11 protein-coding genes are annotated in these 26,864 nt (G+C 32.0%); 2 read left to right on the forward strand and 9 right to left on the reverse strand.

Going from position 1 to position 26,864, the window contains the following annotated elements; all coding sequences use genetic code 11:
- Positions 1 to 15: 15 nt before the first annotated feature.
- Both C4Q29_RS04415 and nagA read left to right on the forward strand, forming a co-directional pair.
- Positions 16 to 1,449: a PTS transporter subunit EIIC gene (locus tag C4Q29_RS04415; RefSeq protein WP_159459210.1), complete on the forward strand. Its 1,434-nt coding sequence runs from the start codon at positions 16 to 18 to the stop codon at positions 1,447 to 1,449.
- 1 nt (position 1,450) lies between these two features.
- Positions 1,451 to 2,581: an N-acetylglucosamine-6-phosphate deacetylase gene (gene nagA, locus C4Q29_RS04420; protein ID WP_103981604.1), complete on the forward strand. Its 1,131-nt coding sequence runs from the start codon at positions 1,451 to 1,453 to the stop codon at positions 2,579 to 2,581.
- Between the two features lie 50 nt (positions 2,582 to 2,631).
- Here nagA and C4Q29_RS04425 read toward each other — a convergent pair whose 3' ends face one another.
- From C4Q29_RS04425 to pulA, 9 genes are all read right to left on the reverse strand, one after another.
- A complete protein-coding gene (locus tag C4Q29_RS04425; RefSeq protein ID WP_103981605.1) occupies positions 2,632 to 3,885 on the reverse strand; it encodes an LCP family protein in 1,254 nt (417 codons plus the stop codon).
- Positions 3,886 to 3,984: 99 nt separating this feature from the next.
- A complete protein-coding gene (locus tag C4Q29_RS04430; protein WP_103981606.1) occupies positions 3,985 to 4,704 on the reverse strand; it encodes a class A sortase in 720 nt (239 codons plus the stop codon).
- Positions 4,705 to 4,765: 61 nt separating this feature from the next.
- Entirely contained in the window at positions 4,766 to 5,350 is a 585-nt protein-coding gene (locus C4Q29_RS04435) for a SpaA isopeptide-forming pilin-related protein (protein WP_103981607.1), read from the reverse strand.
- A complete protein-coding gene (locus C4Q29_RS04440) occupies positions 5,340 to 6,059 on the reverse strand; it encodes a class C sortase (protein ID WP_103981608.1) in 720 nt (239 codons plus the stop codon). The genes C4Q29_RS04435 and C4Q29_RS04440 overlap by 11 nt, the downstream gene beginning before the upstream one ends.
- Position 6,060: 1 nt before the next feature.
- Positions 6,061 to 8,061: a pilin N-terminal domain-containing protein gene (locus tag C4Q29_RS04445; protein WP_159459211.1), complete on the reverse strand. Its 2,001-nt coding sequence runs from the start codon at positions 8,059 to 8,061 to the stop codon at positions 6,061 to 6,063.
- A complete protein-coding gene (locus C4Q29_RS04450) occupies positions 8,048 to 8,719 on the reverse strand; it encodes a class C sortase (RefSeq protein ID WP_159459212.1) in 672 nt (223 codons plus the stop codon). Before C4Q29_RS04450 ends, C4Q29_RS04445 begins: the two co-directional genes overlap by 14 nt.
- 107 nt (positions 8,720 to 8,826) lie before the next feature.
- Positions 8,827 to 10,665, reverse strand: coding sequence for a SpaH/EbpB family LPXTG-anchored major pilin (locus tag C4Q29_RS04455; protein WP_103981611.1), 1,839 nt, complete (start codon positions 10,663 to 10,665; stop codon positions 8,827 to 8,829).
- Positions 10,646 to 19,927, reverse strand: a complete 9,282-nt coding sequence (locus C4Q29_RS04460; RefSeq protein WP_103981612.1) for a Spy0128 family protein — start codon at positions 19,925 to 19,927, stop codon at positions 10,646 to 10,648. The genes C4Q29_RS04455 and C4Q29_RS04460 overlap by 20 nt, the downstream gene beginning before the upstream one ends.
- A 225-nt stretch (positions 19,928 to 20,152) precedes the next feature.
- The gene (gene pulA / locus C4Q29_RS04465; protein WP_103981613.1) at positions 20,153 to 26,743 is read right to left on the reverse strand and encodes a type I pullulanase; all 6,591 of its coding nucleotides are present in this window, start codon (positions 26,741 to 26,743) and stop codon (positions 20,153 to 20,155) included.
- Between the last annotated feature and the right edge of the window lie 121 nt (positions 26,744 to 26,864).

Here is a 26,864-nt window from a genome sequence, read left to right on the forward strand (position 1 = left end):
AAAAAGGAGGATTTTATGAAAAATAATACTTTTTTCTCAAGAGTAAGTGAGAAGCTTCAAGTCTTAGGACGATCAATGCTGTTAGCCATTTCTGTAATGCCGGCCGCAGCTATACTAAACAGACTAGCTTCTAACGACTTACTAAATATACCATTCTTAAAGGAAGCAGCATGGACAATATTTGCTATCATGCCTTTACTATTTGCTGTTTCAGTAGCAGGTGGTATAACCAAAGATAAACACGTAGCATCAGGTCTAGCTTCTGTAGTTGTATACTACATTATTACTAGGACCTTAAAACCTCTTGGTGATGACGGCCTAAACTCATTTGGACGTCCAGCCATAGCAACCATTGAATATAATATTTTAGTAGGTATTATAGCAGGTATAATTGCTGGTGTAACCTATGAAAAATTCAAGGATAAGCAATTACCAAAAGCACTTGCATTCTTTAGTGGTAGAAGACTAGTAATTATAATGTCTTCATTCTTTGCTATTATTGCTTCAGTAGTGATGGCTTATGTATTCCCATATGTAGACACAGCCTTCCAAAACTTTGGTGTATTTTTAGGTAACGCCAAGTCTGGACCATTCTTATTCGGCTTCTTTAATAGACTACTTATACCTACTGGTTTACACCATATTATTAACACATACATTCAAATGCAATTACCTTCATCACTTCCAGAATTTGCTAATGTAAGTGGTGAAATTCCAAGATATTTCGCTGGAGACCCAACAGCTGGTACTTTCGTATCAGGCATGTTCCCTATGATGATGTTCGGTCTTGTTGGTGCAGCTTTAGCTATGTATAAAACATCCTACCTACAAAATAGAAAACGTGTAAAAGGTTTGATGTATGCAGCAGCCTTAGCAACCTTTGTTACAGGTATAACTGAACCAGTTGAATTTTCATTTATGTTTATATCACCTGTCTTATTCTTAACTCATGCCTTGTTTACAGGTCTATCAAATGTAATCTGTAATATACTTGGTATTAAGATAGTTGGTGTTGGTGGGTCTGGACTTATAGACTATGTCTTACAATTTAATAAGGCAACAAAACCTATCTTGATGTTGGCGGTCGGTATAGGAATGATGGCTCTTTACTACTTTGTATTTACATTCTTAATCAAGAAATTAGATCTTAAGACACCAGGTAGAGAAGACACAACTGTTGTAAATAAAAATGAAGATGTGAATATATCAGATAAATCTAAGTTAATTTTAGAATATATTGGTGGTAAGGAAAATATAAATACTTTAGAAAATTGTATTACAAGATTAAGATTAAATCTTAAGGATCCTTCCTTAGTTGATGATGATAAACTAAAAGAACTAGGGGTTATCGAAGTAATGCACATGTCCAATAACAATGTTCATGTAGTTATCGGTTTAGAAGTAGAAAAGGTAGCTAATGAAATATTAGAACTTATGAAAGAAAAATAAAATGGAAAAAATAAATGTAGGAAAACTAATAACCGGAAAAAGAATATTAGAAAACAAAACAATCTGCATAGACAATGGGAAAATTATAAAAATAGAAGAATTTGACGGGACTAGTGATTTGATAGCTATACCTGGATTTATAGACATGCACAACCATGGTGGTTATGGTATGGACTATGTAAATACAGATTTATCTAGCTATGAAGACCTACAGAAAAAACAAGCAAGCGAAGGTATTACTTCTATGCTCGCAACTGTATCTACAAGTTCCTTAGAAAAACTTAATGATTCCTTGATAAAAATAAGTTCATACATCGAAAAAGAAAATGAAGATGGAGCTAAAATTTTAGGCATCCATATGGAAGGCCCCTTCCTAAGCCCCTTACATCTAGGAGTAATGGATAAAAACTCTATGATAAGTGTAGACTTAGACCTCACAAAAAAATGGTTAGAAGACGCAAAAGGTCATATAAAATTTATGACCCTTGCACCTGAATTAGATGATTCAGATAAGCTTTTGGATCTTTTAAGAGAACATGAAATAATCGCTTCGGCTGGACATTCAAATGCAAGCTCAAAGGATATCAATAAAGCTATCGGCCATGGACTAAGCCAAGTCACCCATATGTTTAATGCTATGAGACCTTTACACCATAGAGAATTAGGTGTCTTAGGGGAAGCATTAACTAACGACTACCTATATTCTGAAATGGCAGGGTGTGATGAATGCTCAATCGATCCAGCCATTTGGAAAATGGCCTTCAAACTAAAAACTCCTCATAAAATGATTTTAACTACCGATGCAATGATTCTAAAAGGTTTACCAAATGGTAAATACAATTGCATGGGAAGAGAAATTGAAATGATTGACGGGGTAGCATTTACCGACTATCATGGGGCAAGTAGACTACCAGGGAAACCAATGACTTTTATAGAGAATATTAGAAATGTCATGAAAAATACAGGAGCTACTCTTGAAGATATAGTCCTTATGAGTTCGGTAAATCCAGCCAAACGATTAAAAATAGACGACAAAAAAGGCTACTTAGAAATAAATTATGACGCAGATATAAATATATTGGATAAAGATAATAACTTACTTTACACCTATATAGAAGGTGTTTTGCAATAAAATAGTTCAAACATGAAAAAGGCTTCACACTAGTGAAGCCTTTTTATTTATTAATTATTTATTAAGTTACCTATATTATTTGAAATTTTTTCTAAACTTTCTTTATAAGGAACATACATATAAAGACTATAGCCTGGCATAGCATAAGATGGTAAGCCTTTTTGTCCATAACCTTGGACATATTCCCTTTCAATTTCAAACTTACTGGACTTTCCATATTCAAAGGCAGTGTTAAATAGAACCCTGGTAGGGGCATTTGTTGCTATCGATTTTTTTAGCATCTTAATAATTTTCGGATATCTGAAAAAGTTTTTGGGACTAGCTATTTCATCAGCTATAGCCATCATAACTTGTTGCTGGTGTTTTCCCCTTCCAATATCTCCCTCAGCTAAAGATTTTCTTTCTCTTACATAGGATAAGGCTTGGTCACCATCTAAGTGGAGCTTTCCTTTAGGGAAATGGACACCATTCCAAGCTGTAAACTCATAATCATTGTCTATTTCTATACCACCGACTACATCAACTATATCTATAAAGGAAGTAAAGTTTATCTTGAAATAATATTCTACCGGAGTTTTAAGCGCATTTTCTATAGTTTTCATAGATGAAGCAACTCCGTAAATACCAGCATGTGTTAATTTATCATACTGGTCTTTACCTCCCAAGGCTATAGGTAAATAAGTATCTCTTGGTATGGTAGTTAATAAAGCTTTCTTTTCTTTCATATTTACAGTAGTCAATATGTTTACATCAGATCTTGAGACAGTATTTATAGATCCCTCAGTATCAAAACCAGATATAAATAAGTTATATGAATGGTCATTGTAAACATTTGGATTGGGTGCTACATTATCAATATTTGTAGATTTTATACTTGCATCAGCATAAAGATATATAGATATAAAACTAATCACAAACGCTATATTCACAAGCATTAAAATACAAGAAATAATTTTTGCAAAAACCGCCTTTTTAGATAGCCTAATAAAGACAGATATCAAGAGCAAACTTAGGTAAATTATAGTTATTATCAATCTTGTTGGAGAATAAAATAAACCTAATATCCAGATAAAAGCTAAAAATACAAATGATACTATTAAATTTAATGAAAATATTTTATTTTTCTTAGTTCTTCTTGGATAAGGTTCGTAAGAATAGTCGTAATCATCTGAATAATTAGCATCTTCATAGTCGCCATATTCATCATAATCATAGCTATCTTCATCCCTATATCTTTTATTCCTATTAGAATCTATATAAGAATCCTCTAAGACCCTACGAGGTCTATTGTTTCTGTTTTTCATATCTCATCCTTTACTCATATATAATATATATTATATATAGTCATGATATTTTGCAATGTTTAATTAAAAAAGCCTTCAGATAAATTTTGAAGGCTTTTCTTATACTTGTAGTAAACTATTTATTTTATCCATTAAATCTTTTTCGTTGAAGTTTTCTATCGAAAATCCCCCTATCAATTTCCCTTGAACTACAAACCTTTCTTTAGGATGATATCCTGTATGTCTTTTACATGTATATACTGTTATCATCTTTTCATCAGTGTCTATATTGATAGGGCTCGTATCACTTTCATGATACAACTTAGCATTGTATATTTGATATACATACGCTTGTTTCTGGTCTAAAATAAATATTTTATCATTTATGCTTGCTTTGTTAAGAGGTGTTAAGATAAAATTATTATTTACATGACTGATATGACCAGCAAGAATGTAGTTTCCATGGTCACCAGCCTTTACTTGACTTCTAGGAAGCTGCTCACATACTCCTAAAAGTAGGTGGGCGTTGTTTATACCTTCAAAGATTTTCTCATCTATGTTTACAGAAGGTATTAAAATCCTTCCCTTAGATACAGCTCTATTGGCTTCGTCTTTGTACTTGTCAACCATCTCTCTAGATAAGTTTTCTACATCATCTACGTTGTAGCTTGGGTTCAATCCCAAGTTACTCAAATCATCGTAGTTGTCAACATAGCCATTCACACCAGTTTTTCTATTATATTTTATAAATTGCATGAAATCATCACTATATAAATACAGAGCTATTATAAGCAATATACCTGTTACTATAGCCCATATTGTTAACAATTTTTTTCTCATATACTTCTCTTAACTAAGCTAGAATCACTAGCATTTTTATAAAAATATAAATGATAAAGTTTTATTTTTCTTCATCTTTCCTTCTAGTAAAAACTAAAATAGCAGTCAATGATATCAAAGCAAAGGCTAAAAAGTATAGGACTACATTGTTGTTGTCATTATTGTCTTCCATACCAGTCTTGGTATATTTGTTTTTACCCCTTGGTTCCTTAACTGTTTCTTTTCCGGTTTCTTTTTTAGTTTCCTTACCGGTTTCTTTGTCTGTTTCCCTTTCGGTTTCAGCTTTAGTTTCATGTACAGTCTTTAAATGTTTAGGCTGTATTGTACCTGTCCCTTCTAAAGGAATCTTGAAATCAAATTGTTTTGATTTTTCATATCCTTCTAGTGTTTGAATCTCTTCAAAGTGGTACTCACCTTTTTTCAATTTAACAACTTTACTAGTTGAGTCTGTTAAATCAACTATTGTTTCCTCTTTAGTATCCTTATTAACTATTTTATACTTAAACCCTTTAAGCCCTTGCCCATTTTTATCCAATGACTGAATTGTGATTTCATATAAATCACTTGAACTATTATTGGCTGCAAGTATATTTGTAGGGATTAAGAGTAATAAAGCTAATAATAAAATAGAGATTCTATTCTTCACTTTTTTTCTCCTTTTTGTCCAATATTACCATCAATATAAATGTAACTAAAGAAACTCCTCCTATAGCCATCATTATATATTCAAATGATGAAAAGACTAGCTTCTGATCAGGAATGGCCTCATTCATATCATAAGGCAATTGCTTTCCGGTCACTAATAACCTATGTGAGTTTATATATACAGGAGTACAGGTTCTTAGAGTAATATATTTCTCTCCTTTTTGAGGCTCAATAAAATGCTCTAGCTCATTTATTGGAGAAACTGTCTTTGTATCAAAGACTTCATATTTTTCAACTCCTTCTTTGGTTTTGATGTAGAAAATATCTCCATTATGAAGTTTATCCAAATTTATAAAAAGAGTTGAATTGTTACTTCCATTGTGGGATGTAACTATGACATTTACATTTTCTTTATCTTCTAAGCTTCCTGATTCTTCAATGATACCAGCTCCAGTAGAAATTGCAGCTTCTGAAGTTCCTGTAAATACAGGTACTTTTATATCTACAGAAGGGATCAACAAGACCCCTTCCATATTTAATAAAAGTTCACTTATATCATTTGTGTTCTTTCTTTCTAGATCAAAATATCTTTCAATTATTTCTTCTCTTTTAGCAGATTCAATAAACCTTTGAGAAATCACGGTATATGATGTGAAAAGAAATACTAACAATAGTAATATCTTAGAAAATATTGAAATAAACTTTTTCAATTTATCTCACTTCTTTTCTATTTCTTGATACTGTGTATGCAATTACAGAAATCACAACAACTGCTAATAATATGCCAACTGTCATTACCATTTGTTCTGTACCGGTTGTTGGTAGGTCAGGTGTTCTGTTATTTTTAATATCTTTTAAAACTCCAACTGTGTGAGTATCCTCTTTAACTGTTATTTCAGTTACAGGATCAACAGGTAGTTTATATCCTTCAGGCGCCTTAGTTTCCACTAATTTGTAAGTACCTTTTCTTAATCCATTTACTTTTATAAGTCCATCTTCACCTGAAACTAGTTTTAAAGCTTCTGCTTCATTTTCACTAAATACTGATTCAAATACTTTTTCTTCTTCATTTATAACTTGTTTTTCGCCTGTGTAGTATAGTATTTTCCCATCTTCTTCTTTTGTTAAGATAAATTCTGCACCTTTTAATGCTTCAGGAGCTATACTTGAACCCCATAAACCATCATTAACCTTCTTTACTACAAAGCCGTAAGTTGTAAACTCTTCTTCGTCCTTATCATGTCTATCTTTGTTTTTACCATTTGGATCGTTGTTAAAGGTTAATTTAACTTCGTTAGAATAGTTCCCATTTGGAGCCACTTCACCAGTGAATTCTGCTGAATATGATACATTTAATTGTCTTGTAGCTGCAACTTTATCTGATACTTTATTATTAGATACTATAAAGTTAATTTCAAAACTGTTTTTTTCTTCACTTAAGGTTACTGTATAGTCTTCACCTTCAGTTATTACTTCGCCTTCTTTTGTTTTTATTTCAATTTTTAGTTTTCCTTGATCATTTAAGATAAATCTTGCACCAGTTGTTTTCACATTGTCTAATTGCAATTCATCAGTAAATTCAAACTTAGAATAATTTTTTATGTCATGAGGAACATCTAGTTTTACATTAAAGTCCATTTTTTCTAAAACTGAGTAAGAAGATTTTTCTCCCTCAACTGTAGCTGTAGGATTTGTAAGAGTCTTATCGATTTCTGGTTTATCATAGTTGGTATAAGAGTTAAAGAATTCTTCATCGTCTACAGTAATTTCACCATTAGCATCTACTGTAAAACCTAATTTGTTGTGTTCATTATTTTGAGCAAAACCTGAAACTAATAAATCACCAACATCATCTCTTTTAGCATCTGCTTCTACCAACATGCCATCTACTAGATTAGCTGTTTCTTGCTCTACAAAGTAGTAGTGTCCTTTTACTAGTCCTTCAACTGTTACTTTACCTTCAGCATTAGTAGTATAAACTAAATCTTCACCTTCATTATTTTTGATTACTGTACCCTTACCTGCTTCACCAACATATAGCTTGAAGTTAATTCCTTCTAAAGCTTTGGCTTCTGTGTCTTCTGCTCTTTTAACTAATTTTCTTAAATCAAAGGTTAATTTTTGTGCTTCGTTTTTTGGATATAGGCTAATGGTACCATTTAGGTAGCCATTTCCTTCTGCATTGGTAATAGGTAGTTGCACAGCCATTGGTCTTGCTTTTTGTTTTACTAAAGCAGAAGTCTTAGTTTCTACAATAACGTATAAAATATCTTTGTTATTTTCTACTTTTTCAAATAGTGCAACACCTTCATCATTTACTATAACTTCTTCACCAACTTTTTCTGCACCATATGGTAATTCTGTTCCAGCATTTACAGCGGCTTCAACTTCACCAGCTATTTCCATAGCATTTTTTTCAACTTTAGCTAGAGCAGCTTTTTCTATTTTATATAAGCTAAATCCTACATCACCAAACTTAGACTTATCCCATGCTTTAACTTCTAGTGGTAATTCTACTTCTTTACCTGTATTTTTGATGAAGTCTTGTGTTCTTTCACCTTCATACATTAATTTTCTAATTGCTAAATTAACTGTCGCATCAGCTTTACTTGTATTTTCAACATTGTTTGCAAATACATTACCTAATGGTAGTGCAAATAATAATACTGCTAATAAGATTGAGAAATATTTTTTAATATTATTTTTTCCCATTTTCTTTATTCTCCTTTTGGTCATCTTTTTTTATTATGCTTATAAGCAATAGGATTAAAGCAATTGTAGCAATTGCTATAAGCCCTATTTCAAATAGTGATAGGGTAAAACTTGAGTTGGGTATGGTTTCCACTTCTTCAATTAATTTACCTGTTGCTAAAAACCTGTGACTATTGATCCCTATAGGTGTACAAGTCCTAAGGGTTACATAAGACTCATCAGCTTTTGGTTGAAGAATTTTTTCAAACTCATTTATTGGACTGACATCCCTAGTGTCAAACACCTCATATTTATATATCTTGGAGTCCCTATTTTTTATATAAAAATGATCACCAGCTTTTAATTTAGGTACATTTATAAATAGGTCTTTTAATGAGTCCCCATTATGAGATGTGATGACACTATTGGAATTTTCGTAGGGTATTAAATTACCTGTTCCAACTATAAGGCCGGCCCCTTCATTTAGAGCTGCCTCTCCAGCATTTGAAAATACCGCCATTTTAAGGTCTATGTCAGGTGCATAAAGCACACCAATAGTCTCAAGTAAGGCTTTTTTTACTGAGAAAACATCACCTTCATTTTTATCCTCTTGTATTTCAAAGTTTGACTCAAACTTTGATATCAATTCATTTTGTCTATTTCTTTCAGTCACTCTCATTTCAAATATTGTATATAAACAAATCGAGATGACTGTCAAAAATATTATTTTATCCAAATGTTTTCTCAAATTTTACCTCTATCTAATCAATTAAAATCTAATTTATTTTAAGCTTCTTCTTTATTTCTTTTTGAAATTACAAATCCAACTACAGTCAATGCTGCTAGTCCAGCAATTACTAGAACTGTTTTTTCAGTACCTGTCATAGGCATGTCAGGAGATTTTTCGTTTATAATTTCTGTTTCAGAAACTGTCCATTCACTTTGGCCTTCTTCTTTATCACTTACTGTAAATTCTGTAGTAGGATTTGTTGGTAAGTTATAACCAGCAGGAGCCTTAATTTCTTCTGCTACATATGATCCAGCTTTTAGACCTTCAATAACTACACTACCATCTTCAACTGTTGTATAAACAGTAGCTTCATTTTTGTCTGCTACCCATTCTACCTTGTTATCAGATTTCTTTAGGTATTCTACGCCGTTTTCACCTTGTCTATATATCTTAAACTCAGCACCTGAAAGGTTTTCTTTAGCTATACCTGTATTAAATAAACCTTGACCTTTTTTAACTAGTTTATGTGAATAAGTAAATACTTCTTCATTATCTTTTTCTTTACCAGTTTCGGTATTGTTATCAAAGTTTAGTTCAACGGTGTTATTTACTGGTTTTCCAAATTCTACTTGGTCATTTATAGTTGCTTTATAAGTTACAGTCAATTGTTTACCAGCAAAAGCAGCTAAATTAGCTGGAGTAAAGTCTAATTGGTATCCACCATCAATTTCACTCACTTGATAATCAGTACCTTTAGTTAAACCTTCTATATTAATTGAGTTAACATCAACAGTTAAAGCCTTATCAGCTTTATCTGTGAAATTGAATGTTTTATATGATGTTATATTGTGTGGAACATCTACTGTAACTTTATAGGAAATTTCATCACCAATATTGTATGATTTTACTGTTCTTTCATCTGTAGCTTCTTTTTTAATAGTTGGTTTTTCGTAGTTTACTACTTGTTTTCCTTCAGCTAATAAAGATCCTTCAGGATAAGTTATACTACCATCATTTTTGTATTCAAATGTTAACTTGTTAGTTGCTGCATTTGCTACTTCTGGGTTTAGTAATACATTGTTTGCTTGACCTTCTTCAGTTATATCAGCATCTGCTACTGAAGTTTCTACAAAATAGTATGATCCAACTTCTAAGCCATTTACAGAGATTTTACCTTCACCATTAGTTACTAAAGAATCTTGGTTTACTTTTTCACCTTGTCCAGGTTGTCCTTTATAAAGGTCAAATTTTGCACCTTCATATGCTTTAGCATCTGTTTCACCATTTCTTAAAACATATTTTACAAGTTCTTGTGTTTTTTCTTCTACCTTATTTTTAGGATATAGGTGTACTTCATCTAAGTATCCATTAGCTTCATCATTGTTTAATGGTAGTGATATAAACATTGCCTTAGCTTTTTGAGTAACTGTAGAAGATGATAAAGTTTCTACTACTACATATTGACCTTCTGCTAAGCCTTCAAATGATACTAAACCATTGTCATCAACTACTAGTTGATCATTAACTTTTGTTGCTCCATAAGCTGTATTATCTTTTTCTACAGCATCAGCTATAGCTTGTGGATTTTTGTTTTCTAAATTAGATTTTGCCACTTCTTCTTTATCTAATTTGAAGATACTAAATCCAACTTCACCATTCTTTGATTTATCCCAAACTTGAGCTTCAGTACCAAAGTCTTTTATGTCCATTTCTTTACCTGTATTTTTAACACTAGGTAATTCTTCATTAGAATTCATATATTGCAACTTGTGGATTGTTAATTTTGTTTTGTGATTTGCTGGAGTTTGATTTGCAGCAAAAACTGTTGAACTAGCTGTTATTATCATAAGTAGTGATAATACTAGAGCATAAAGCCTATTTAATTTTATTTTCATAGATTTTTCTCCTTATTGAATCTTTTTTATTTATATATAAAGCAACAAATAGCATACTTGTTAAAGCTAATAGATAGCTTATAGTGTTGTGAGTACCTGTGACTGGCATTATAGGACGATATACGTTTTTGAAGTTAATGTCTTCATTTAGACCACTTATTTCAGTAATTAATTTACCTTGGCCACCATCACTTACCTTAACCTCAATTTCATATACCTTATCATCATATTTGATAGTATTTTCATTACCAGCTTTTTCTAGGACCCTATACTTGTGTGTTCCTATATCATCTAATGTATATTGAATAGGTTCAAATACAATCTCACCCTTATCATTGTTTCTTGCAGTTTGGATTATTTTGTCATCTTCCATAATCATAAATTCAAACTCGTAATCCTTTATATCCTTACCTACAAGAGTTTTATTAGCTTTTATTTCTAATTGGCCATTTGCAGAATAGATGTTAGTTAAAGAAATTACATTTTCTTTGTCTGTAATCGTTTCTGTTGTCTTGGAATCTTGACTTAAAGTATATCCGGCTGATTCTTCTTCAACTACTTCTACAATTGCACCTTCAGGTAATTGTTTAATAGTTATTGTTTCGCCAGCAGATATTTTAATACTTCCACCATCTTTTATGGTTCCTGATTTGGTGTCAGATGCCCAATGATAAGCACTTGTTAGAACTTGTCTATCTTTATCAGATAGACTTACAACTAGTGTAAATTTATCAAGTCTTTCAGTTCCAACTACTTTCTTAGATACCTTTAGATCATATGAATCTATATTAGTATTATCTTCAGGTTCATATATGTTTGTAAATACAGGTCCATCATTATCGTATTCGACTTTAATGTCTAAACTTCCTGTTTTATTATCTGTAGCTGTAACTTTAACTATTTCTTCATGTGTATCATATTTTATATTTGGAAGATCAGCTTTTATTTCTCTAATATAGTAGGTGTATTCACCCGGCTCATCTAAAGAAATTGCATTAAAGTTAATCTCTCCAAATTGATCATTTCTAACTTTTTCTTTTAAGTTTTTATCCTTATCTAACAATTCAAATTCAAATTGCCCACTTTGAAGCTCAGCATTTTCTAAAATCTTCTTAGCCTTTAAGTTAAATGATCCACTTGTCTCATATGAATACTTGTTTGTAACAACAGATTTAACATCTGTTCCTTTTATAACTCCAGATTCATTGCTTATATTTTCTAAAGTATAGTTATCAGTAAGATTGATTTCTTTGATTTCGTAGTTTGTACCATATTTTAGATTTTCAATGGTATGACTTTCCCCATTCTTCAGCGTAATGGTTTCATCATATCCATTTGGAGATCCTTCCCCTCCATTAATACTTACCACTATAGTAAAGTCGATATCTTTAGCATCTGTTCCTGTAACTTCTTTAGATATAGTTAAGTTATTTTTCTTAGTTGTATTGTTAAATACAGTTTCAGTTTGACCTTCTGGATAGATTACTTCTGATTTTAGAGAATAACCATTCTCAGCTCTGCTTACTCTTATAACAACTTTTTCTTCATGAGTATCATAGTTAATTGAAGGATCCTGACCAACAACTTCTTGTATATAGTAAGTTTCTTCATAGAATTCATTTTCTTGATAGTAATAATAATCGTCATCAAAAATACGATTAGCAAAACTAAAGGAACCATCTTCTAGAGAAACGGCTGTATCAACTACTTCCCTATCTTCATTTAATAAATTGAATTTGAATCCTTTTGTACCCTGTCCATCCAGATATTTCTTACCTTTGATTTTAGCTTCTATAGAATTAGGTCTAGATTCATTTACAAACTTAGCCATAGATTCTGTATTAGCCTTTATCTCTCCGCTAGTATTTTCTTCACTTACTAAAACCCAGCCATCTTCTTTCTCTTCATAGACTTCATAAGTGATACCTGCTGGAAGATTTTCTATTGTTACCTTTTGTCCAGGGATTAGTTCTATTTCAAACTCACCATCTACTATATCTATATTATTATTATCTGGTTCCCAGACAGCATAAAGGGTTCCTTCATGTCCTGTAGAAAATATATTTTTGTTATCAGAAATAATATCTCCATCAGGATATCTAGACCAACCTTTAAATTTATAGCCTAATCTAGTTGGAGTTGGTAATTTTACAGGTTCATCTTCTTTAGCGATTATATCTTTATAGGTCTGGATACCTCCATTTGTATCAAAGCTAATTATATAATTAATAGCCTTCCACTGAGCATAAAAACTTACATCACTTAACTCAACATTATCTTGAAGATTTTGTATGAATGTTTGTCCTGGTTGATATTGACCAAACATTCCATAATCATAATAACCTTCAAATATATATTTTATTCCATCTTCGGTAGTAAACTCTCTAACAAGATCAGGCAATACAATTTCTTCACCTGGATTAGCAATTATAGGTTCGATTTCTTCACCACCGCCCAGATTTGTACTATAAAAGTTTATTTTATAATTCAACCTTTTCCATGTTGACTCTAAGTATACATGTGGATTATTTATACTTGAAAATCTAGATGTGTTAATCCTATCTCCTATATTGTAATCTCCGTAATAAGTTATACGGTTAGGCGTTGCCCCATCATAAGATAGTAATTTAAAGTTTACTAAACCTAGTGTAATACCATCATTTTTTACAGTATAATATTCTTTTCCATTTACTGTTGTTTTAGCTAAATGACTAGGTTTTGGTATAACAAAGTTATCACCCATTTCTAAGATTTTTTCTTCCTTGTTGTATATATTGCTATATGCATCCGGTAAATTAATTTCCGGTGAATAAGAAAATCTCTTATAAATCATCTTATATCTTAGTTTATATGGCTTACCTCCAAGCCTATATGTTCCAGTAGGATCGCCTGTTAGATTTTGAAGTTCAATAGCTGTATATCTTTGAGTCTCATCATTTATATTAATCCATTGATTAGCATCTGAGTTGTAATTATTTCTATTTTCTAATCCTGCTTCAGTCTTTAATTTTGTTTTTGGACCAAGAGTTATTTTCTTCAAACTGTGAAGATATGATAGCATTGAACTTTGACCGGTCATATTAGTCATATCAAATCCTGATAAATCTAGCTCTTCTAAAGAATGCATATTATCAAATATGGCAGCAAAATTTTCCACTTTTGAAGTCTTGAAACTTGATAAGTTTAATGTTTTTAATGACTCTACTCTTTGGAACATTTCGTCCATTCTTTTCATATTGCTTGTATCAAGCGTCTCTAGACCAATTAATTCTACTAACTCTTTATTTCCTCTAAACATCTCCCTGAATATTTCAGTCTCTGATGTATCTAGATTAGTCACATCTATTCTTTTAGCGTGAGTTGGTTTATTTCCACGATTAGAATCACTGCTTGAATCATTCCCAAAACCTGGAATGCCTTCTTCTGTAAAAACTCCACCGATAGATCTTCCACCTTTAACATTTTTCTCTATAGATAAAGAATCATATTTTTCATGTACCCACGGAACATTTTCGCTTACATGCCTATAAGCTAAAAATTCATACTCACCTATACTTATCACACCTGCATCACTGCCTGTAGGTCTGATAACCAGATGACCATTATCATATATCTCCCAAGTGATTCCATGACTTCCATTTTCATTGTCTATTGTTCCACTTTTTACAACACGATGATTTGTTGTAATATATCCCTTACTTAAGGCATATGGAGCATCTGATGCTGCAGCTTCTACAGTGCTTGGTGTAAATAGATTTATCACACTATCCAATACATTTCTAAAGATGTTATTAGATGACTCTTTATCATTACTAAAGTTAGATACGTTTGATTCTTGATCATTAACATATGATCTTTTTATATCAAGTTTTCCTTTAGGTAAAAGATCCTTATCACCCTTTAGTCTTACCTTGAATTTAAAAATCTTGTTAGGATCACCATAACCTTTTATTTCTTTTTGAATACTTAGTGAACCATCTTTATATTTGTTTACAAATATAGGTAGACTTGGATCATTTTTTATATCATCTGTTTTCAAATCTTTAGCATTGGATTCAAAGGATAAAGTTCCATCTTTATTGTCTATGACTCTAACTGTATATTTTATACTGCTATCGTCATAAATCATGTCTTGGTTGTCACCAGCTAATTCTTTAATAGTAAATGTTTTAGTTTTATTTATATCAGTCTCATCAAATTTCAGTTTAAAACTAATCTTACCATTTTCATCATTTTTGCTTTGAGCTAGCTCTTTACCTTCTTCATCATATATAGCAAAAGTAAAGTCATCCTTTTTAATTTCAAAATTATTTTGAATGAACTTCCAAGCCTTTAATTCAAGCTCACCTTCTGCCTTATATTCATTGATAAAGTGAGGATTATCATCACTATATTCTAATTTTTTATCTAAGTATCTTGGACTAGCTGATATGGTTCCATCGCCATTATCTACTAAATCCACAGTAAACTCATATTGACTCTCATCATATTTTGTTATACCTTTTGCTCCTAGATTTCTTTCAACTAAAATATAATTAAATTCTTTACCAATATCTTCATAGGTAAATTCTATTGCTGCAAAGTTTATCTTTCCATCACTAGAGTTTCTACCTGAAGATACAATATTACCAGTAGCTTTATCTTTTATATCAAATAGGAATTCACCAGGGATCAAGTCTCTTCCTTTAAGGGTTTTACTTGCATCCAGTCTCAATTCACCTTTTGAAGTATAGATATTTACAGCTTTAACACTTTTTTCTTCCCCAGCTTGAATAGTACCTTGAATATTTTCAGAGTTTCTATTATCAAACTTATATCCTTGAGGTATGTTTGTTTCTACTAGTTCATATTGGTAGTCAGAGTTAACTTTTTCAATCACTACTTTTTCATTAGAATTAAATTCAATAAGTCCACCATTAGAACTTACGGTTTCTTCACTTATCTCTTCTTCAGTTTCCTTGTTATATTTAACAAATTTAAATCTTGAGTTAAATATTTCTCCATCCGGTTTTCTTAAGAAGAATTCAAAAGTAAAGTTTTGGTCTTTATTACTTTCTAACTTATTTGTGATTTCTTTACTTATATTTAAATTTCCATAAGGAGTATATTTATTTGTGATATTGAAATCTTTTATATCACTTACATATCCATTAACATACTTTTCTTTTATGGTATAAGTTATTTCTTCACCATTTTCGTATTTGAAAAGATTATCAAACTTAAATTTCCATTGACCATTTGAGTCAGGCCTTACAGTTTTTGTAATATATCTAACTCCATTTTTATAAAGCATAATTTCTATACTTTCAGGTCTAGTAATTTCGTTTCGGTCATCCCATTTCTTTTCACCTTCAATTACAACAAGTTCTGGATTATGTTTATTTTTAGTATTATATTTAATACCATTTTTTATATCTTCGCCAGGACCTGGTATAAAGTTGTAACCTTCTACATAATCTTCTTTTAATGAATATATTATCTTATTTCCATCTTTGTCTTGGTATGGTAGGTTTTCAAAAACACCCTTCCATTCATTATCATTAGATAATACCAAGGATTTTTCTGTATATACTCCATTTGCTAAAAGACGAATGGTTACTGAATCTGTTCTTTTACCATCTCTATCATTAAAGTCGTCCCACTCTTTAGTTACTTCTATATTGTGTGGTTTTAGACCAACTTTAACATAGTCTTGTCTGATAAGTTCAACTTTTTGAGAACTATCACCTTTGGAAGCTGTAGATGCTAACATGCTAATGTTGTTATAGGCATGAGCACCTCCATTTAAGCCCTCTTCAGTTTCATTTTCTTTAAGGTCAGTGTCATACCATTTAGATTCTTCACCGGCTTTTGCCAGGTCTTTAACCATAGGTGCACTCATATTTATAATTAAAGAAATCTCTTCAAGTTCATTTAAAACAAAGTCATTTCCTTCAGTATCTTTTCTAGCATCTACAGCTATTGCTGTGATTTTAGACTTATCACTTGGCTCTTGAATAGACCAAATATTGGTATTTGATAAATCCATATCTTGTCTGTTGTCTGTATCGTCCAGTGTTAAGTTTTCTTTAACTGAATAGTATACCTTTACGTCAACTCCCCTATTTCTAAGAGCTCTGACATCTATCGATCTAAATTGACCTATCCATGTTTGGTCATTATGATCTTCTTTATCACTTGTTGGCTTATAGTTTTCAAGATTATCATAAATCACAATATTTTTAGATTTTGTAGTCTGAGTTGTCCTATATCTAATATTGTAAGAATATTGACCACCTTCATAGACATTTTTAGGAAGTAGATTATCTAAACCATCCCCATAAGATTGCTCATTATTTACATCAACAAGTTTTTGCAAGGATGCTAGAGTATAAGTGTCGGCTTCTACACTACTTTCATTTTTTGCATATACAAAAACTGGTTTATCATGATTATCGTTAAGGTTAACAAAAGCATCTTTTATTTCTTTGTCCTCATCAGAAAAAGCATCTTTTGTATATTTATTGTTTCCGGCATATGGGTTGTCAGGTTCACCCATTAAATCTTTGATTGAACCTAGTTTGTCAATACCTACCGCCTCATAAGCAATCTTATTATCTAACTTTTCACCAAAATCTTTAAGTGACAACCAAGAATATCTAGCTTGAAAACTTATTTCTTGCTCATCATAATATCCTGGAGCCCCTATTATAGTGTCGGATGCTTTATTATTAAGTTTGTAATTTGGAGTTAAATCCGCTTCAACCTTTAATAATATTCTTCCAGTGTTTTTGTAGTTTTCAAATAACTCAATATTTGTAATTGTGTCATTTTCTCTTAACTTTATTGTTTTAGTATCAGGTATTACCCCCTCTGGAAGCAAATCATAAAATATTCCTTTTTTCTGCTCCTCATATAGACCACTATCAATAGCATCTTGTAAAGCTTCTAATGAATTAACGTTGGTTTCTGTTCTAACCTTTGCGCTATAGTTAAGTAAAACTCTTCCATTTGATTTATCATTAGAGTAACTTAGATGCTTATCCATCTTAGTTCCGCTTGAGAATCCCATCAATTGGTCCCTACCGATATCAACATTTATATGTTTTAGGTCTTTACTATTATTTACTAAGATATCCATCTTAATAGTATTTTCGGACCTTGTCATAGGTCTTAAGGAATTATCATAAAGATTTTGAACTTGTTCTTTTATTTGATTATTAGCCTTTAAAGTAACTGTAGGATACATATTCCATTCTAAATGAGATAATTTAGTTTTTGATGTTACCTTGTATTTAACGATATTTTCAGGGAATATCACCTTATCTCTATCAGATTTGGCACCATTTACAGTTTCTATTACCATGCTTCCTGTTTTATGAGAAATAGTTGCAAATTTTGTATAGTCATTATTTCCATCTACCATACCAAATACTTCTATATCAGGAATCTGTTTTTTATCTTCAATTCTTTCATAACCATAGTATCCCTTAGGAATTATTCCCCAAGCAATACCATTTTCACCTTCAAGGTATCCATATCTGGTTTCTTCAAATTTCTTATAGTCAGATATAATTGGTGTTTTGAATCTTAATGATTTAAATTCAAAAGATTTAGAATCTAGAGATTTTCCATAGTCAAAATTAACATCTGTATCCTCTACAACTAGAGTATAGTCCTTTTGGTTATATGATTTCTTATTAAACGAATCTAAATCTTTTCCTTGTGAATCTTCACCTAAGGTCCATTTTTCACCAAATCCTACTACATCAACTTCAAATTCTATGTCAGTATTTTTCCCATTTGAAAGATCATTTAAGGCTGTTGAGTAAATACCTTCTCTCTTTCCAGAAACCATAGTATTTTGTGGACCCATACCTCTTTTTCTTACAATAAAATGCCCAGTTGGCTTATGGTATGCAACCGGTGAATATTTTATACTTGCATTTGCTGAAGTTTCTGATGTTTCACCATCATCAACAGCAGTCATTTTGAAGTTAATATTATTCTTTAATTCATAAGTTTTACCATTTTCAAATTCAGACTTTGGATAGGCTGTATATATTGTTGAATTGAAGTTTTGTCCATCGTTATAATAGACATTTTTAGCTATAGTTTCTTTGAAAACAGAAGCTTCTCCTGTTTCATTTTTGTAAACTTTTCCTTGCTTAGAATCTTCAAACCCTAATACTTTAACACCTTTATTATATTCTTTAGTGTTATCTGCCTTATCTTCTACCTCTACATAAAAATATTGGCTTGCCTTAGTATTAGCACCAGCAGTCCATTTAACAAAAACATAGTCATCTGCATTTTCTTTTGGTTTCAATTCTTGTGGCCAATCACTTGGATAGCTTTCATGCACAAAAGTTTCATTTCTCTTGAATGCATCATAAATTCTAGCTTTTGTATCTACTTGAACATCTATCTTATTAGATATCTTCGTGATTTGATTCCCTTTATTAGTAATGATACTAATATCGGCATAGAATGGATCTGTCACATAGCCTGATTTTAAGTCTTTTATCTCTGAAGGTTTCAATGAATTTATAGTCATTTCTATTGAACCTTGAGAAGCAGCTGATATTGTTTTAGTATTGACTAAAATATATGAATCATCTGTTTCGACATAGTTAAATATACCATTATTGTCTGGAGCTTTTGGCACCGCTAAGGTCATATTTCCTATGGGTTCTCCATTTCTATCTTTGAATATATGCTTTGGAATCTTAATTTGAACTTTACCAGGTTCATAATCATATTGACCTGACATGGCAAAATTCAATTTCATTCTAACGGATTGATTGTAATTGTCAGTCCACACTAGGTTTAGTCTGGAATTATCTTGTTGGTCTTTATCTATCCAAGATACAGATATAGATTCAATCTTTGATCCATCCGCAGCATCATTGCTAGCATTTCTTGCATTAAATAAAGAAACATTTCTAGCATTCAAACTTGATCTACTCATGATTTTATTGTATTGATCAGTCGAAATCTTGTCTGCAGCTTTTAGACCTAATTCTTCATTTAATTCTATTGCATCATTTGAGTCTCGAGATATGTGTTCTTTGAGTTTATCTAGATTTTTAATATCTTCTTTAGATAATTCATCTTTATCATCTTTAGACTCACTTTTATTTTCAGTTTGTGTATTATCAATTTCAATTATTTCTTGATCTCCGTTAAGGCTATTTGCAAGTGCAGTAGCCGGATAAGAAATATTTGATAAAACCATAATAAAAGCTAAAAATAAAGATACAATCCTTGTTCTTCTTTTCATATAGTCTTATGTATATTAAATATATACTCCTCCCTTCTTATGCAATATTTATACACATAATGTATACAGTAATTATACCATATTCCAATGTAAAATGCTGTAAAAAATGTATATATATATATATATGTATGCATATTAGGAGGTAGTTTTTTAAACACAAAAAACCAAAACCCATCAGGATTTTGGTTTTTGTATATTTTTGCTATTAATAAATATATTAACTCATTATCTATTTATATATTTACTATTTCCTAATCTTCTAATAGCTACAAGCACTAGCAAGGAAATAAATAGAATAATTGAAGTTATCAATACTCCACTATCCCCTGTCTTAGGACTTGTTTTGGTGTTTGAATCATCAGACTCACTCACTTTAATATTAGTATCTTTTGTATCTTTACCTCTTATATTTGAGTCAGCTTCTGTCGCAAATATATATGGAGAGAATTTATCTGATTCAAAGGTAACTATATTGTCTTTCAAAGTATAGTCTAAGGCGTCAAATTTTCCATCATGAAGCCTATATACAAGTAATTTACTATTTTCTTTTAAGCCCAATTTAGATACGTCTACTTTAATCACTTGATTTTCTTCAAATTCATGTTTGAATTCTTTTGAAATCTTGTATCTGAAGTAAATATCTTTAACAAGAGCCTTATAGTTTTTACCTAGTTTATCAGTCAATTCCTTGTCTAAGTCAGAATTTAATTCTGCAACCTTTTTATCAAGGTCCTTTATAAACATTTCTAACTCTTCTTCCGCAGGTTCTAACGGAGTTAGTGGAATATCCTCTTTATCCTCATCTTCAATTGGTTCTGATGGTTCTAACGGTGTTAGAGGGATATCCTCTTTGTCTTCATCTTCAATTGGTTCGGATGGTTCTAACGGTGTTAGAGGGATATCCTCTTTGTCTTCATCTTCAATTGGTTCGGATGGTTCTAACGGTGTTAGAGGGATATCCTCTTTGTCTTCATCTTCAATTGGTTCGGATGGTTCTAACGGGATTAGTGGTATGTCTTCTTTCACATCTTCTACAAGAACTAGTGAAGATAAAGGATCAACTTCCAACTTACCATTTGTCACTTCTATAGTTTCTAAACCGTCAACTTTAGCTAACTGATCTTTTACAAGCACCTTGTATTTACCGTTAGCTACTTGGATTTCCTTGCTTTCGTCGGAAGCATTGTAGGCCAGGTATAGGTGTTGGTTTGTTTTTTGATCATCTTTTAACTCGTATGCAATTAATTGGTCTTCTGCATTTAATTTATTGAAGATTCTATCAATTTCATCAAAGTCTTTTGTATCAAATATGTCATAAGCTTTTCTGATTTTAACTATTTCTCTGAAGTATTCTACATTTGTTCCAAATTCTTCAACCCTATCCCAATCAATCCTATTTACTTCATCACTTGACTTGTATGAGTTGTGGTCTCCACCCTTTGTCCTTGCAAACTCTTGACCTGCATGGATAAATGGAGTACCTTGTGAGAACATTACAAGAGTTGTTGCCAGCTTATGTCTCTTCAATAATGTTTGGTCATCTTCATCTGGATTAGTAAATTTCAACTTATCCCATAGGGTTAGGTTGTCGTGAGCTTCTACATACTGAATTAGTTGGTTGGCTGACTTGTATGTCTTAAGTCCCTTTCCACCTCTAATATTTTGAAGTAAAAATTCTTCCTTACCTAGGGCTCCATTTACAAATCCTGGATCTGTATCTCCAAATACGCTACCCTTAGCTGCATCTCTTAAATCATCATTGAAGAATGCAACTCTATCAGATATCTTGCCAGCATTTACTTGAGTTGCTCTTTGGTCTTCTGGAATACCCATATCCATATTCCAACCTTCACCTAGGATGAAGATATTAGGATTAATCTTGTCTAATTCTTCCCTAACTTCATTTATTGTCTTGTAATCATGGGTTCCCATCAAGTCAAATCTAAATCCATCTAGGTTATATGTGCTTGCTAGATATTTAGTTGAATCAACGATGAATTTTCTCATCATTGCTCTCTCGGAAGCAGTTTCGTTTCCTACTCCTGTACCACCTAAGAAGTTCCCTTTGGCATCTTGTCTGAAGTAGTAGCCAGGAACTATCTTATCGAATGAATGTTGGTCTATACCTGCAACGTGGTTGTATACAACGTCCATGATTACTCCAAGACCATTGTCATGTAACTTGTCAATCATCTTTTGGAACTCACTTATTCTGCTAAACGGGTCATAAGGATCTGTACTGTATGAACCCTCTATAGCATTGTAGTTTACAGGATCATAACCCCAGTTGAATTGAGGTTCATCTAATCTTGTTTCATCTACAGAATGCTTACTGTAGTCATAAACAGGTATAAATTGAACATGGGTTACACCTAAGGACTTGATATAGTCTAAACCAGTAATTTGTCCACTTGGAGTCTTTGTTCCTTCTTCAACTACTCCTAAGAATTTTCCTTTATTTTTTATTCCACTATTTTCTTGTATAGACAAGTCTCTTACATGAAGTTCGTAGATAATTGGATTCTTAGCATCTTTGTCAGAAATTTCTTTAGAGTCTGTCTTTTGAGGATTTACTACAACCCCTCTTTCACCATTTACAGTTACAGATTTTGCATAAGGGTCGATAGCTAAGGTCTTTGTACCATTTACGTCTACATTAAACATATAGGCCTTACCTATTTGGTCCCCATTTAATTTATATGACCATACTCCCTTTTCATTTCTTGTCATTGGATATGAAGTATATTTTTCTTCATTTACCAAGTCTTTATTTTCTGGGCTATTTGCAACAAATCTTCCTTCGTAAACTACTAGGTCAATATTTTTAGCTGTTGGTGCCCATACCTTGAATTCTGTAGAGCCAGGTGTATAGATGGCACCCAATTCTCCATCGTAGGCATATCTATCTTCGAAGTCTTTACTTGCAAAAATCTTGTGTAATCTTGAAGTCTTATTTAATTCATATTCTACATCTTGGTCATTTTCATCCTTGTCAGATAGTTTTAATTGTATGTCGATATTTTCATCAAGAGGAAGGTCTTCTTTGAAAGTTATCACAAATGATTTAGAATTTTCTTTGTCATTTCCTGTACTTTCTATACTTGCAACCTTATCTTTGATATCTTTACCTGCAATTTCTAAGCTATAGTCTTCAAGGATATCATTTATATTAGCTTCTTTAGTTAATACTAAGTTAGCCTTTCTAAAGTCATCAACTGTGAAACTATCAATTAAAGTCTTTGCTACGCCATCTGTAGTGAAATCTTCTTGACCAGATTTCAAATAAACATTTTGAGGATTTTTGGTAATTGTCACAAATCTATCCTTATCTACATCTTTTCTCCAGTCATCTGCTGACTGGCTTCCCTTTACTATAAAGCCGATTTCTTCTGTACCTTTTTCAAGTGTAATTTCAGCTATCTTTGTATTACCTTCTTTTCTAGTAAATGGATATCTTTCACCATTACCAGCCTTAGGCCATACATACATTTCCCATTCTCCATCTTGTGGATCTTCGAAATGGAAGATTACTTTTTGAGCATCTGGATCTTCAGTTTCTAGGCTAGGATCTTTTTCTATCTTAAATACAGAAGTTCCACCCTTAGAATTGGCAGGTATGGTTATTTCAACCTTGCCATTTTCAGCTATATATTCTTTATTATCATTGTAAATATCTATTAATTTATTTCCTAGATTTTTATCAAGTTTGAATGTAACTTTTTGGTCTTGGTCAGAGATATTTAGTCCTACTAGTAGATTTTCTCCATCATGAGATCTCTTAAATACAGAAACATTAGTATCTGTGTGGAGACTTTCTCTATCTCCTCTTGAGAATACCTCTGCATTTTCACGTCTTATATTGGTAATCTTTCTATAGTGGTCTAATAGGTCGTTATTTTCTATCTTGGTCCAATCGAATGATTTCCTATTTTCACCCATTCTATTTACAGAAAAATCAGCATTTTGTCCTGACATTCCTATCTCTTCACCATAATAGATTACAGGCTGACCCTTGGCTGTCATTTGTAGGGAAGCTGCAACTTTTAATAAGTCCTTGTTTCCACCTATTCTTGTAGCTAAGAATCCATCCTCATCATGGGATGATAAGAATTGTCCTAATTGGCTTATATCAGTAATAGCTTGGTTTCTTTCTTGAAGTCTCTTTTCAACTTCAGCTATATTTCCTTTAACAAATTTTTCAGCTATGGACTTAAATTCAAAGTCTAGTACTGAATCCATCATTCCATTAGCTAGGTAACCACCGTTGTTACCAGCAGATGCACCATAGTATTCACCTATCATCTTAAAGTCAGGTTTAATATCTACTAAGGCATTTTTCAACTCTTTCCATGTGTCATGTTCAACATGTTTTACAGTGTCAATTCTGAAGTAGTCAATTGTGTTTCCCTTGTCTGTGGTTAGCGTCTTTAACCAATCACTTTGCCACTTAACAAGTTTTGCACTTACTTCTGGATCTTCAGTTATGAAATCTGGCAACCCAGCTAATTCACTAGTTATATCATCTGAACCAGGATTTGTTCTGATCATATCTTTAAAGATTGGATCATTATTTGTTCCATAACCAGCATGGTTTAGTACCACGTCAACCATTAGTTTGATACCATTCTCATGTAAGACATCAATTAATTCTTTTAATTTTTCTACATTACCTAGTCTAGCTTCTAAATTTGTAAAATCTTTTGCCCAATATCCATGATATCCATATTGTTTATCATTGTATGCTGCTCGCATGTTTTCATCGATACTGTCAACTATAGGTGTAATCCATACAGTAGATACACCTAATTCTTTTAGATAAGCTATCTTATCAATAATTCCTTGGAAGTCTCCGCCGTGGAAGGTTTCTAGGTGGTTTGGATCGTATGAGCCGTCATTGTTAGGATTGTTGTTTGACTTGTCTCCATCAAAGAACCTGTCTGTCAACATGAAGTAAATTATTTCTTCATCCCAAGCAATGGTTTCTTTGGTGTCTGTAGAAGCTAAAGTATTTAATTTAACAATTGTCTTGTGTTCTTTTTCATAGCTATCAACTACTACAACTTCAATTTCCTTTTCGCCTGCTTCAAGATCAAGTGGTAAGGAAACATTGTGTTTTAATAAGTCTGTAGCAACTAGTGATTTACCTTGTTTTAGATTTTTTAAGTCTAAATAAACTTCTTTTATTTCGTGGTTTTCTGGATTATCAATTTCTATATTTACTAGTACTGATTCTCCAGCCTTAGCTTCTTCCCTATTTAGAGAAGCCTTTACACCAATATGTGTATCTATTAATCTTACATAAGATTTATCATCTTTAATATTTGATACATCTTTTAGACCTTTTTCAGTCTGTCCATCTTTACTTACATCAAAGGTGTAGATATAGTCGAAGCCATATTCGGCATTTTCTAAGGTATATTCATATCTTTCATTTTCTTTTGAATAGGTCATGTCGAAAGATCCTAAAGATTCTTCTGTACCATCTTCAAGATTTTTCTTAACTATATTTATTTTTGCCCCTTCAAGGGTGTCCATCTTATTTTCTTCATATAGGTCTAGGTCCCTATAGTAGAATGTAATATTTTGACCATTAATTTCTGGTCCCTTTAGATAAGGAACAGTTTTAAATTCATCTTTGCCACTTTCAAGAACAACCTTGGTTGTCGATTCTAAGGCATTTGGATCAGTTTTTATCTCTCTATCTAAGTCTTTATTTGGATCTTTTTCTGCCCAATCATTTCCTTCAAGAGATTTTCTTACTATAAAACCTATATTTGTAGCTGTTTTTGATATAGGAAATACTGATATATTCCCATCAAAATCTTGTCTATCATCAGATAAACCTGATGACCATATCCATAGGTTCCATCCGTCATAATTTTTATCTTCTCTTAAGTAGGTAACTTGTACTTGTCTTTGTTTTGGTTTTGGTGTGTTTTCATCCGGTTTTGATGTGTATACTGTATCATCACCTTGTAGAATCCAAAACTCACCGGAAGTTTCCCCTTCGGCTATATTTATTTTTCTATCAGCCTCTTGAGCATCCCAGTTTCCTGGTCTAGTTATAATAGTGATTTTGTCTAAAGGTAAACTAAATTTAGCTCTGGCATATCCATCATTTTCTTCAGTAAATTTAACGGCACTACCATCTAAGCCATCACCGAATACCCACATATCCCAGTCCATTTGCTTACCATCATCTCTCTTATAGTTGATAGTATATTCAAACATTTGATATAAGATATTTATAGTTTTTTCAGCCTTTTTACCTTCGAAAGTACTTACTAGGGTCACTTCTTTTACATCAGCATCTTCTCCAACAAGAAGTTTGTTTCCTTCTAGTTTTACTCCTTTGTAGGTTTCTTTAAGTTCATAAGTGGCAGCAACTTCTTTTTCACCACCATCTTTAGTGATATTTACAGTTTTTAAATCTATACTACTTCCACTTTTTACGGAATCATCGGATACTATTTTGATACCTTCAACAACATACTCTAAGTTGTCACCTTCCATCCAATTTCCGTCAATTATAAACTTGTATTGGTACTTACCTGCCGGTAAGTTTAAACTTTTACTGAATAGGTTGTTGTCCCCTTTTTCAAGCACAAGGCTTTCTGGATCCCACCCATTCATCTCACCAGCCAGGTTTACTTTTTTAGTATCTTGGTTTCCCTGGTAGGCAAAAGTTGTGATACCATTTTCGGTTTTCGGTTCTAAAGACTGGGCACCTACATCTTTAGCCCCTACAGGAAATATTCCTATAAGAATAGCGAATATTAAAAATATAGACATGAGTCTTCTGTTTTTAAACTGCATACAATCCTCCTTAATATTTTCTTGACTTGATTATAGTATGAAAAGCGTTTCTTGTAAACGATGTCACATTTTGCTATTTTAGCTTTCATTTGGAATGAAATAACTAAATTCCAACACTTTA

The sequence above is a fragment of the Helcococcus massiliensis genome (assembly GCF_900258485.1).
GTDB classification, from domain to species: Bacteria; Bacillota; Clostridia; order Tissierellales; family Peptoniphilaceae; genus Helcococcus; species Helcococcus massiliensis.

Excerpts from the sequence above, each read along its gene's own strand:
- C4Q29_RS04415 (WP_159459210.1), top strand. The coding sequence starts at position 16 with ATGAAAAATAATACTTTTTTCTCAAGAGTAAGTGAGAAGCTTCAAGTC.
- C4Q29_RS04450 (WP_159459212.1), bottom strand. The coding sequence starts at position 8,719 with ATGAGAGTGACTGAAAGAAATAGACAAAATGAATTGATATCAAAGTTT.
- C4Q29_RS04445 (WP_159459211.1), bottom strand. The coding sequence starts at position 8,061 with ATGGGAAAAAATAATATTAAAAAATATTTCTCAATCTTATTAGCAGTA.
- pulA (WP_103981613.1), bottom strand. The coding sequence starts at position 26,743 with ATGCAGTTTAAAAACAGAAGACTCATGTCTATATTTTTAATATTCGCT.
- C4Q29_RS04455 (WP_103981611.1), bottom strand. The coding sequence starts at position 10,665 with ATGAAAATAAAATTAAATAGGCTTTATGCTCTAGTATTATCACTACTT.
- C4Q29_RS04425 (WP_103981605.1), bottom strand. The coding sequence starts at position 3,885 with ATGAAAAACAGAAACAATAGACCTCGTAGGGTCTTAGAGGATTCTTAT.
- nagA (WP_103981604.1), top strand. The coding sequence starts at position 1,451 with ATGGAAAAAATAAATGTAGGAAAACTAATAACCGGAAAAAGAATATTA.
- C4Q29_RS04430 (WP_103981606.1), bottom strand. The coding sequence starts at position 4,704 with ATGAGAAAAAAATTGTTAACAATATGGGCTATAGTAACAGGTATATTG.
- C4Q29_RS04460 (WP_103981612.1), bottom strand. The coding sequence starts at position 19,927 with ATGAAAAGAAGAACAAGGATTGTATCTTTATTTTTAGCTTTTATTATG.